The sequence below is a fragment of the Jiella pacifica genome (assembly GCF_010500815.1).
GTDB lineage: Bacteria > Pseudomonadota > Alphaproteobacteria > Rhizobiales > Rhizobiaceae > Jiella > Jiella pacifica.
Genome location: NZ_JAAAMG010000003.1, coordinates 105678 through 116957, shown reverse-complemented (window position 1 = coordinate 116957; position 11280 = coordinate 105678). Strand labels below are relative to the sequence as shown.

Below are 11280 nucleotides of genomic sequence, written 5' to 3'. Positions count from 1 at the left end.
CCGCGTCACAGCGGCGTTTCTCAACGCGTCACTGTCTTGCGCTCGCCGCTCGCAACTCCGCGATCTCTGCGCGCATCGCTTTCACCTCGGCGAGGATTTCCAGATTCTCGTCGTGGCGGTGCGACTGTTCCGCCTCGGCATTCGCCAGCTGTTCGTCCTGCATCGCCGAGACGATGACACCGATGAAGAGATTGAGCACCGCATAGGTCGTGCACAGGATGAAGGGCACGAAGAACAGCCAGGCCGTCGGATGCGCCTCCATCACCGGCCTGACGATGCCCATCGACCAGCTTTCGAGCGTCATCACCTGGAAGAGGGTGTAGAAGGACGCGCCGAGCGTGCCGAACCAGTCCGGAAAGGTCGGCCCATAGAGCTTCGTCGCCATCACGGCGAAGATGTAGAAGGTCAGAAGCAACAGGCCGATGATCGAGCCCATGCCGGGAAGCGCCGCGACGAGGCCGCCGACGACGCGGCGCAGCGACGGGACGACCGAGATCAGGCGGAGAACCCGCAGGATGCGCAGCGCCCGCAACACCGTCAGCGGCCCGGTCGCCGGCACCAGCGCGATGCCGACGACGAAGAAGTCGAACAGCGACCAGGGCTGCGTGAAGAACCGCCAGCCGAAGGCATAGATGCGCAGGGCGATCTCGACGACGAAGAGCCCGAGGATGAAGGTGTCGAGGGCGATCAGGACATGGCCGAAGGAAGCCATGATCGAGACGTCGGTCTCCAGGCCGAGGATCACTGCGTTGACGATGATCAGGGAGACGATGAAGCGTTCCCAGGGGTTCGACAGCAGAATGGTCTTGAGGCGCGCGCGCATGCGATTTGTACTCTATGATCGACGGGTCGGCAGGCATGTAGCATAGCCGACCAACAGTCATCACGCGGATTCACGTGCTCTCCGAACCCAATCTCCTCCGTCGCTATGCCACCCTCGCCGCCAAGGGCCTGGACGAGATGATCGCGCCGGACGGCAAGGTCCGGCCGCATTACGCGCCGTTGATGGCAAAGCTCGGGACCATGCCCGGGGCAGAACTTGCCCGCCGTTTCGCCTCCTCGCGGCAATATCTCTCCGAGGCGGGTGTCTTCCACCAGGTCTATGGCGAGGGCAGCGAACAGAGCCACGACTGGCCGCTCGGCCATCCGGCGCTTCTCATCGACCGGGGCGAATGGGCCGAACTCAGCGCCGGCCTCGTCCAGCGCGCCGGCTTTCTCGAAGCGCTGCTCGCCGACCTCTACGGCGAGCGACGGGTGGTCGCGAGCGGGGTCTTGCCGGGCATTCTCGTCGGCCGCAATCCCGAGTTCCTGCGGCCCCTCGCCGACCAGGCAAGGCTCGGCGCGCCGCTCCTCTCCTTCATCGCCGTCGATCTCGGCAGAGGGCCGGACGGGCGTTGGTGGGTGCTTGGAGACCGCACCCAGGCGCCGTCCGGAGCGGGCTTTGCGCTGGAAAACCGCGTCGCGACCTCGAAGGCCTTTCCGGACGTTTCCAGAGCCCTCAACGTCGAGCGCCTCGCCGGCTTCTTCCGCAGGTTCCGGGAGATGCTGTTCGCACTCGGCGGGCCGGAGCGGGCCCGCATCGGCCTTTTGACGCCGGGCCCGCACAACGAGACCTATTACGAACACGCCTACCTCGCCCGCTATCTCGGCCTGCTGCTCCTCGAAGGCGGCGACCTCGTCGTCCATGGCGACCGGGCAGAAGTGCGGACCGTCGACGGCTTCCAGCCGATCCGCGTCCTGTGGCGGCGGCTCGACGCCGATTTCTGCGACCCGCTCGAACTCTTCGGCGGCTCGCGCATCGGCACCCCCGGCCTCGCCCGGGCGGTGCGCTCCGGCGCCCTGACGCTGGTCAACGCTCTCGGCTCCGGCATTCTCGAAACCCCGGCTCTGCTCGCCTTTCAAAAGCCGCTGGCACAGGCCCTGATCGGCGAGGACCTGAAACTGCCGACCATCGCCACCTGGTGGTGCGGGCAGGAAAAGATCCGCCGCTTCGTCGAGGAGAATGCCGCGCGCCTGCAGCTCGGCCCGGCCTTTCCCGGCGCCCCGCATTTTCCGGTGATGGGCGAGACCGCGACCCGGCCCGGCGCGGGGGACCAGACGGTTCCCGCCTCGACCCGCGAGGGCGTCACCCTCGTCGGCCAGGAGATCGCCGCTCTGTCGACGACGCCGGTTTGGGGTCAGAAGGGGCTGGAGCCCCGCCCGGTGACGCTGCGCGCCTTCCTGATGCGCGACGAGGAGGGCTGGCACGTCATGCCGGGCGGCTTTGCCCGGGTCGCCGATTCGCGCGATGCGCGGGTGATCTCGATGCAGCGCGGCGGCGGCTCGATCGACGTCTGGATCTCCTCCGAAACGGCCGCAAAGCCGGTGACGCTGCTCGGCCCGAAGGGGGACCGGTTCTCGCGGCGCCTGCCCGGCGCGCTTCCCGCCCGGGCGGCGGACAATCTGTTCTGGCTCGGCCGCTATGCCGAGCGCGGCGAGGTGGCGGCGCGGCTGTTGCGCCTCCATGCCGGCCGCGCCGGCGAGGGCTGGAGCGAGGGCGAACTCGAGACGCGCATCGCGACGATCCTCGAGGACTACGGCGTCGAGATCGACGGCGGGCATCCCGAACGCGGCCTTCTTGCCCTCGCGCGGCAGGCGGCCGACACCGCCTCGCGCATCCGCGAGCGCTTCTCACCGGACGCCTGGCGCACGCTGAAGGACATCGTCGCCCTCATCCTCGACGCCATCGCCGAGAAGGACGGTGACGTCGTCGGCCTGACCAGCGCCATCCTCACCCATCACTCGGGCTTTGCCGGCCTTGCCCACGAAAACATGTACCGCTTCACCGGCTGGCGCTTCATGCAATGCGGCCGGGCGCTGGAGCGCGGTCAGGCGACGGCGGCGACCGTCTCGGCGCTGCTTTCCGAAGAGCCGCCCGCCGGAGCGCTGGAGGCGCTTTTGACCTTTACCGATTCCTCCGTCACTTATCGCCGGCGCTACTCGGTGGACCTGTCGGAGGAGACGGTGGTCGATCTCGCCGTCCTCGACCCGCTCAATCCCCGCTCCCTCGCCTTCCAGGTCAACACCCTCGCCGAGGTCACCTCGGCACTGCCGGGCGTGCATCTCGGCGAGACGCCGGACCTGTTGTTCCGCCGCCTCGCCCGGCTGAAGGTGCGGCTGCAGACGGCCGACGCCGTCGAGGTCGACAGCGCCTTTCTCGATCGCATCGTCGGCGATCTCGCGCTGATCTCCGACCTCCTGACCCAACGCTATCTTTTGTCGAGCCCACGGGCGGCGGCCGAATGGAGCGGGGGACCGGAATGAAATACGCCATCCGCCTGAAGATCACCTACGACTATCCCTCCGCCGTCAGCGACGCCCGCCACCTTTTGCGCGTGCGCCCGCGCGACGGCGGCGGTCAGACCCTCCAGAGCATCGACGTGGCCATCGCGCCGCGCCCGGGCGAGCATGCGCGGGAGACCGATTTCTTCGGCAACGGCGTTGATGCCATCGCCTTTTTCGCGCAGCAGACCGAATTGTCGGTCGTCATGGAGGCGAAGGTTACGGTCGACCGGCCCCCGGCGCCCCTCGACGCCTCGCCGAGCCTCGACGCGGTCGCCGACGAGGCCCTGCATGGCCGCTCGGCCGAAGGCGCCTCGCCGATCCACCATCTCGGACCCAGCCGACGCATCGCCCCGCTCGCCGCATTGACGGCCTATGTCGCCGAGACGTTCGAGACGGCGAAGCAGCCGGCCGGCGCGGCCGTGATGGCGCTGACCAAACGCATCCGGGCCGATTTCGCGTACAAACCCGGCTCGACCAGCGTCGGCACCACCGTCGCCGAGGCCTTCGCCCAGAAGCGCGGCGTCTGCCAGGATTTCTCCCACGTGATGATCGCCGGGCTGCGGGCGAACGGCATTCCCGCCCGCTATATCAGCGGCTTCCTGCGCACCGAGCCGCCGAAGGGCCAGCCCCGCCTCGAGGGCGCCGACGCGATGCACGCCTGGGTCGACGCCTGGCTCGGCAACGACATCGGCTGGGTCGGCTTCGATCCGACCAACGGCATCCTCGCCGGAAACGACCACATCGTCGTCGCCGTCGGCCGGGACTATTCGGATGCGCTGCCGATCGCCGGCGCCTTCGTCACCGCCGGGCCGCAGGCGACCGATCATTTCGTCGACGTGGTGCCGATCGGCTGACGACACCGAATCCCGATCCTTAGAGTCGGGGCACCCGGCGCGAACAGCGGAAAGACGCCCACCCGCAGCCGGGCTGGCCGGTTCGTTGCTGCTGGCTGCGGAGCACCGACCGGCCGGCTTAAAGCTTTCTAGAGACATGCGGCCGATGATGGCGGCAAGACTTCGATCGCGCCAGTGAGATGGCTTTCGCGCGCGAGCATGCAGGCGTTGCAGTCGTAATTCTTCCCGGGCGCTGGGTGCCGTGCGGCCCCAGGTTCCGGCGCTTTCGTTGAGCACAGATGACACCATGATCGGCAACGCTCAGTTCATCTTTCTTCTCGGGATGGGGACCTTCGTCATCGCTGGGACGGCGCTGTTTTACGAATGGCGGCGATCTCGAGATCCGGCTGCTGCATGGTGGAGTTTCGCTTTCCTGGCGTGCACGATCGCTGCCGGCACCTTCCCGCTGCGCCAGTTCGACGGCCTGGACGTCGTTTCGATCGGCCTGGCAAACGCCATGTTTCTTCTGTCCTACAGCGCTATCTGTGCCGGGATCTGGAAATATTACGGCCGGCGAGTGAATGGTGCCGTTGTGGTCGCACCGAGCGTCTTGTGGCTGCTGTTCTGGTCCCTTTGTCCGCTCGCTTCCGATTTCGACATGCGGGTCGCCGTCGGGTCTTTCCTCGCGGCAGTCGTGTCGCTTGTCACCGCCCGGGGGGCGCTCTTCGGCAAGGCCAGGATGCTGGGCCGGGCCCTCGTGCTGCTGATGGCGTTCCGCACCGGTTTTTTTGCGGTCCGCGCCATCTGGGCGAGCACGATCCTCGGGCCGATCTCCGACGCTGAAAGAGCGATCGGTTTCGAGATCGTCCTCGTTGAAGGCCTTTGGAGCTCGGTCATCTCGGGCTATCTACTGCTCGCGCTGCTGCGCGAGAACCGCGAGCGCTTGCTCGTCAAGTTGTCCGAAACCGACTACCTGACCGGCGCGGACAACCGCCGGGCCTTCCAGTTGAAAGCGGAAGCCGCTTGGCAAAACTCCAGCGATCGCCGGGAAACGACGCTGTTGATGTTTGATCTCGACAATTTCAAGCACATCAACGATGCCCACGGCCACGCCTTCGGTGACGGAGTGCTCAAGGACTTCGCTGCAATCGTCAGCGCCCGGGTCTGTGCCGGCGACGTTTTCGCAAGACTCGGCGGGGAGGAGTTCGCTCTCCTGCTTCCCGGGCGCGACGCTGCCGCAGGAGCGCGTTTCGCCGAAACGCTTCGAGCCGACTTCGCGGAGGCCATGCTGGCGCGCACGGTGGACAAAGTCCGCGTAACGGTCAGCATCGGCATCGCTTCGACCCGCCATGCGACGAGCCTTGATCGTCTCCTCGGCATTGCCGACGAAGCGCTCTACCGGGCCAAGGCGAACGGGCGCAACCGCATCGAATGTGGGCCATGCTCGCAGAAAGTCGTGGCGGCGCCGGCCTACGGCACCGCCATCGCCTGCTAATCCTTGGCCAGATCGCGAGCGCAGTCTCGGTTACGAAACACCGCCTGCGCCGGCCCGGGTCAGCCCTCGTGGACCATGACGACGGTCGCCAGCGGCGGCAGCGTCAGGGAGATCGAATAGGGCCGCCCGTGCACCGACGGTTCCTCGGCCGTCTTGCCACCCATGTTGCCGACGTTCGAGCCGCCATAGATCTCCGCGTCGGTGTTGAGGCGCTCGGTCCATGTGCCCGGCTTCGACACGCCGACGCGGTAGCCGTGCCGTGGGATCGGCGTGAAGTTCGAGACGATCAGCACCTGCCGGCCCTCCCGGTCCTTGCGCAGGAAGGCGATGACGCTCTCCTCGACATTGGCGGTGTCGACCCATTCGAAGCCCGCCGGATCGCAGTCGAGCTGATGCAGCGCCGGGATCTCGCGATACATCGTGTTGAGATCGCGCACGAGGCGCTGGACACCGGCATGGTTCGGCTGTTCGAGGAGATGCCAGTCGAGCGACTGGTCGTGATTCCACTCCGCCGCCTGGCCGAACTCGCAGCCCATGAACAGGAGCTTCTTGCCCGGGTGGCTCCACATGAAGCCGTAATAGGCCCTCAGATTGGCGAATTTCTGCCACTCGTCGCCGGGCATCTTGCCGAGCAGCGAGCCCTTTCCGTAGACGACCTCGTCGTGCGAAAGCGGCAGGATGAAGTTTTCCGAATAGGCGTAGACCATCCCGAACGTCATGTGGTGATGGTGGTAGCGCCGGTTGACCGGGTCCTCCTGCATGTAATGCAGCGTGTCGTGCATCCAGCCCATGTTCCACTTGAAGTGGAATCCGAGACCGCCCGCATAGGTCGGCTTGGAGACGTCCGGGAAAGCCGTCGACTCCTCGGCATGGGTGGTCGCCCGGGGGAAATACTCGCCGATCCGCTCGTTGGCGTCCTTCAGGAAAGCGATTGCCTCGAGGTTCTCGCGCCCACCATGGATGTTGGGTTCCCATTCGCCCTGATTACGCGAATAGTCGAGATAGAGCATCGAGGCGACGGCATCGACGCGCAGGCCGTCGATATGGAACCGGTCGAGCCAGTACATGCCGTTGGCGACCAGGAAGTTCTTCACCTCTGGCCGGCCATAGTCGTAGATCAGCGTGTTCCAGTCCTTGTGGAAGCCGCGGCGCGGGTCGGGATGCTCGTAGATCGCCGTGCCGTCGAAGCGCACGAGGCCGTGGACGTCGGTCGGGAAGTGGCCCGGCACCCAGTCGAGCAGGACCCCGATTTCCGCTTGATGCAGCGCATCGACGAGGCGGGCGAAGCCTTCCGGCGAGCCCCAGCGCGACGACGGCGCAAAGAGGCCGATCGGCTGGTAGCCCCAGGAGCCGTAGAACGGGTGCTCGGAAACGGGGAGGAACTCGACATGGGTGAAGCCCATGTCCTTGACATAGGCGACGAGTTCACTCGCGAGATCGTCGTAATCGAGCACCGCATTGTCGGCGCCCCGGCGCCATGAGCCGAGATGCACCTCGTAGATCGAGATCGGTTTCTCGCGGTTCTGCCACTCGGCCGACTGTGAGCGGAACGCATCGTCCTGCCATTCGTGCTCGACCAGGCCATCGACGACCGAGGCAGTTGAGGGCGCCGTCTCCTGCAGGAAGCCGACCGGATCGGCTTTCAGCGGCTGGATGTTGCCGTCGGCCCCGATGACCTCGAACTTGTAGACCTCGCCGCGGCCGAGATGCGGCACGAACAGCTCCCAGACGCCGCATTCGTGACGCTTGCGCATCACCGAGCGGCGGCCGTCCCAGGAATTGAAGTGGCCGACCACCGAGACGCGGCGCGCATTGGGTGCCCAGACGGCGAAGGCGACGCCGGGCGTTCCGTCCATCGTCGCCGGATGGGCGCCGAGCTTTTCATAGAGGCGGTAGTGGCTGCCCTCGGCGATGAGATAGACGTCCTGGTCGCCGAGGATCGGGCCGAAACGGTAGGGATCCTCCTCGTCCCAGCCGGCGCCACCGCCATGGCTGTAGCGCATGCGGTAGGCTGACGTGCCATCGAGGCCGGCGACGTAGCCGGTGAAGAAACCCTCCGGCCCGAAGGGCTCGAGGGCCGCCAGCTCCTTGCCGGCGCCGTCGATCACCGTCGCCGAATGGGCGCCGGGACGATAGACCCGCACGATCGCGCCGCCTTCGACGCCGAACCGGCCGAGGACGGAGAACGGATCGCCATGGACGCCGCGGCCAATCTCCCAGGCTTGATTCTCGTCGGGGCGATGCTCGATGCCGGCAGGGGATGTGGCGGGTGTGGAGATCATTTCAGAACCTGTCGTTTCTCGAGGAGGGCGACGATGCCGCGCAGGGGAATCGACAACCAGGCGGGCCGCATGGCGGCCTCATAGCGAAGTTCGTAGAACGCCTTTTGCAGGACGAAGAGGTCGAGAAGCTGCCGCGTCGGCTCGTCGAGGGGGATGTGGGAGGCCTCGCTCCAATGCTGGAGGAACTGCTCCGTCACCTCGTCGCGCCAGCTCGTCGCCATCTCGCGCAGCCGCTCGCCCGTCGTCTCGTCGACGGGCCCGGCCCGATCCCGCGCAGCAAAGGCGGCATAGTCGAAGGACCGGACCATGCCGGCGACGTCGCGCAGCGGCGAGGTCTTGGCCCGACGTTCCTCCAGCGAGCGTCCGGGCTCGCCTTCGAAGTCGAGGATCACCACGTCGTTCTTGGCGACGAGGATCTGGCCGAGATGGTAGTCGCCATGGATGCGGGTGCGATGGGCGCTCACCTTCAGGCCGCCGAAGCGATCGAACCAGGTGAGGATGTCCTTCTCCGCCCCGAGCAGCCGCTCGACGTTCTCCAGCTCTTCCGACGGCAGGTTCGGCTTGGCCTTGGCGAGCACCGCCAAGGCGTCGCCGGCGTCGTTCTTCGCCTCCCCGACGATCGTCATGTAGCTCTCGTCGTCCAGCGGCTCGGGATCGAAGGCTGCATCGCCCGTCGTCGTCGCGAGTGCGGCATGCATCTCGCCGGTGCGCCGGCCGAGAACCTCGGCCGGGTCGATCTGGATCTGCAGCTTCGGCTCGCTCGACGCGCCGACTTCCAGGTTTTCGTCGGCCATCGGCGGCTGGGTGTAGGCATGGTCGCGCAGGTAGCGGGCCAGCGCCTCGACGATCACCGTCCAGGCATCACCCTGATTCTGCACCTGCTCGAAAAGCGCGGCGATGGCCGTGCGCGTCCCGTCTGGCCGCACCAGCTGGATCGAGCCATAGAGAGCGGGCGCCGCCTCGAAGTCGGTCTTTTCGGTCAGGAACCGGGTGACCTCGAGTTCCGGCTGAATGCCGTCGCGCAGCCGGCGGTAATATTTCAGGATCGCAACGGCGCCGATCAGCAGCGACGTGTTCGACTGCTCGCCCGAAAGAACGCGGATCGCGTCGGTATCGACCAGCAGCGCCTGGGCGAGACCTTCGCGCTCGGTGTCCGATGCCTCGACCACGAGCTGCCCGCCGGCGAGCTCGACGTTCACATTGGCGGCGATCAGCGCGATCATCACCTTGGCGAAGTCGGCGCTGCGGGTCCCGTCGATCAGCGCGCCGATGCGCGGACCCTGCCGGACCTTGGCGATCGTGTAGGGCAGGTCCGGATCCTGCGACGACAGATGCTGCTCGCCCCAGCGCACCGACAAAGGCAGGAGATAATTCTGCGCCCCATCGGCGGTTTCGACCGTCAACTCGGTCAACAGATGCCGCCGGCTGTCCGGGGTCGGCGGGCCGAGCACCGCGACGTCGCGCACGCGCGGCCGGGCCGCCTTGCCGGCAAACCAGCGCTGGTTTGCGACATAGCTCGGCAGGTCGGCTTTCAGCTCGGTCAGGTTCCGCCCGCCGATCGTCGCCTTCAGGTCGCCCTGCGCGACCAGGGTGGAAAACGCCGGCAGCGGCGTTGGAGCACTGCTGTAGCGCTGCTGCGCCGTGCCGCCATCGGCCAGGTCGAACCAGAAGAAGCCATAAGCCGGGAGTGTCAGCACATAGGGGGTCGTGCCGATCGGCGGAAAAGCGGAAAGGCCGAGCATCTCGATCGGTACGCAGCCGACATGGTCGGACAGATCGAGTTCCACCGCCTGGGCGGAGCCCGACAGATTGGCGACGCACAGCACCCGCTCGTCGGCATGTTCGCGTAGATAGACCAGGATCTTGCGGTTCGACGGCAGGAGGAAGTTGATCTCGCCGCGGCCGAAGGCTTCCTTGGTCCGGCGCACCTGGATCAGCCTGCGCATCCAGTTGAGCTGCGATGCCGGATTGTTCGACTGCGATTCGACGTTGACCGCCTGATAGCCGTAGACCGCGTCCTGGATCACCGGCAGATAAAGCCGCTGCGGATCGGCCCGCGAAAATCCGCCATTGCGGTCGGCCGACCACTGCATCGGGGTGCGCACGCCGTCCCGGTCGCCGAGATAGATGTTGTCGCCCATGCCGATCTCGTCGCCGTAATAGACGGTGGGCGTGCCGGGCATCGACATCAGGAGCGCGTTGAGCAGTTCGACCTTGCGCCGGTCGTTGCCCATCAGCGGCGCAAGCCGGCGCCGGATGCCGAGATTGATGCGGGCCCGCGTGTCGGCCGCATAGGTCGACCAGAGATAGTCGCGTTCCTCCTCGGTGACCATTTCCAGCGTCAGCTCGTCATGGTTGCGCAGGAAGATCGCCCACTGGCAGTTCTCGGGGATCTCCGGCGTCTGGCGCATGATGTCGGTGATCGGATGCCGGTCTTCCTGAGCGAGCGCCATGTACATGCGTGGCATCAGCGGGAAGTGGAACGCCATGTGGCATTCGTCGCCGTCGCCGAAATAAGGCCGCGTATCCTCCGGCCACTGGTTCGCCTCTGCCAGCAGCATCTTGCCCGGATAGTGCTTGTCGAGATCGGCGCGGATCGCCTTCAAGACGTCGTGGGTCTCGGGCAGGTTCTCGTTGTTGGTGCCCTCGCGTTCGACGAGATAGGGAATCGCGTCGAGCCTCAGCCCGTCGACGCCCTTGTCGAGCCAGAAATGCATGGTCGAGAGCACTTCCTCCATCACCTTCGGATTGTCGAAGTTGAGATCCGGCTGGTGCGAGAAGAAGCGGTGCCAGAAATACTGTCCGGCCACCGGGTCCCAGGTCCAGTTGGAGGTTTCGGTGTCGGTGAAGATGATGCGGGTGAGGTCGTAGCCCTTGTCGTCGTCGGCCCAGACGTAGAAATCGCGCTCGGGCGAGCCCTTCGCCGCCCGGCGGGCCGCCTGGAACCAGGGATGCTGGTCGGAAGTGTGATTGATGACCAGCTCGGTAATCACCCGCATGCCGCGCTTGTGCGCCTCTTCGATCAGCCGCTCGACGTCTTCGAGGTTGCCGTAGGACGGGTTGACCGAGCGATAGTCGGAGATGTCGTAGCCGTCGTCGCGCAGCGGCGATGGATAGAACGGCAGGAGCCAGATCGCCGTGACGCCGAGCTCCTGGATATAGTCGAGCCGCGACAGGAGGCCCGCGAAATCGCCGACACCGTCGCCGTTAGAATCGACGAAGGTCTTGACGTGCACCTGATAGATGATCGCGTCCTTGTACCAGTCCGGAGCATTGAGATCCGGCCCTGAGGACGTTTCGGGCGTGACGATGGTGGCAATCTCGTTCATGGAGCTGATGCGCTTTC

Annotated in this window: 6 protein-coding genes; 3 read left to right on the top strand and 3 right to left on the bottom strand. The window is 66.2% G+C overall.

Annotation, left to right across the window (positions count from 1 at the left end; genetic code table 11):
- Positions 1-28: 28 nt before the first annotated feature.
- On the bottom strand, positions 29-823 hold the full coding sequence (locus GTK09_RS05320; protein WP_163461666.1) for an ion transporter: 795 nt from the start codon (positions 821-823) through the stop codon (positions 29-31).
- Between the two features lie 74 nt (positions 824-897).
- On the opposite strand from GTK09_RS05320, the gene GTK09_RS05315 reads away from it, so the two are divergent.
- The 3 genes from GTK09_RS05315 to GTK09_RS05305 all read left to right on the top strand — a co-directional run bounded on the left by GTK09_RS05315 (position 898) and on the right by GTK09_RS05305 (position 5652).
- The gene (locus tag GTK09_RS05315; RefSeq protein WP_312869641.1) at positions 898-3303 is read left to right on the top strand and encodes a circularly permuted type 2 ATP-grasp protein; all 2406 of its coding nucleotides are present in this window, start codon (positions 898-900) and stop codon (positions 3301-3303) included.
- Positions 3300-4178: a transglutaminase family protein gene (locus tag GTK09_RS05310; RefSeq protein ID WP_163461664.1), complete on the top strand. Its 879-nt coding sequence runs from the start codon at positions 3300-3302 to the stop codon at positions 4176-4178. Before GTK09_RS05315 ends, GTK09_RS05310 begins: the two co-directional genes overlap by 4 nt.
- 286 nt (positions 4179-4464) lie before the next feature.
- Entirely contained in the window at positions 4465-5652 is a 1188-nt protein-coding gene (locus GTK09_RS05305) for a GGDEF domain-containing protein (RefSeq protein WP_163461662.1), read from the top strand.
- Between the two features lie 59 nt (positions 5653-5711).
- Here GTK09_RS05305 and glgB read toward each other — a convergent pair whose 3' ends face one another.
- Together glgB and treS are read right to left on the bottom strand one after the other, a co-directional pair.
- The gene (glgB, locus tag GTK09_RS05300) at positions 5712-7934 is read right to left on the bottom strand and encodes a 1,4-alpha-glucan branching protein GlgB (RefSeq protein WP_163461660.1); all 2223 of its coding nucleotides are present in this window, start codon (positions 7932-7934) and stop codon (positions 5712-5714) included.
- Positions 7931-11263 carry a maltose alpha-D-glucosyltransferase gene (treS, locus tag GTK09_RS05295; protein ID WP_163461658.1) on the bottom strand — a complete coding sequence of 1111 codons (3333 nt, stop codon included), beginning with the start codon at positions 11261-11263 and terminating at the stop codon, positions 7931-7933. Before treS ends, glgB begins: the two co-directional genes overlap by 4 nt.
- Positions 11264-11280 lie beyond the last annotated feature (17 nt).

Coding starts and splice junctions, on each gene's coding strand:
- GTK09_RS05320 (WP_163461666.1), bottom strand. CDS start 823: ATGCGCGCGCGCCTCAAGACCATTCTGCTGTCGAACCCCTGGGAACGC.
- GTK09_RS05310 (WP_163461664.1), top strand. CDS start 3,300: ATGAAATACGCCATCCGCCTGAAGATCACCTACGACTATCCCTCCGCC.
- GTK09_RS05305 (WP_163461662.1), top strand. CDS start 4,465: ATGATCGGCAACGCTCAGTTCATCTTTCTTCTCGGGATGGGGACCTTC.
- glgB (WP_163461660.1), bottom strand. CDS start 7,934: ATGATCTCCACACCCGCCACATCCCCTGCCGGCATCGAGCATCGCCCC.
- treS (WP_163461658.1), bottom strand. CDS start 11,263: ATGAACGAGATTGCCACCATCGTCACGCCCGAAACGTCCTCAGGGCCG.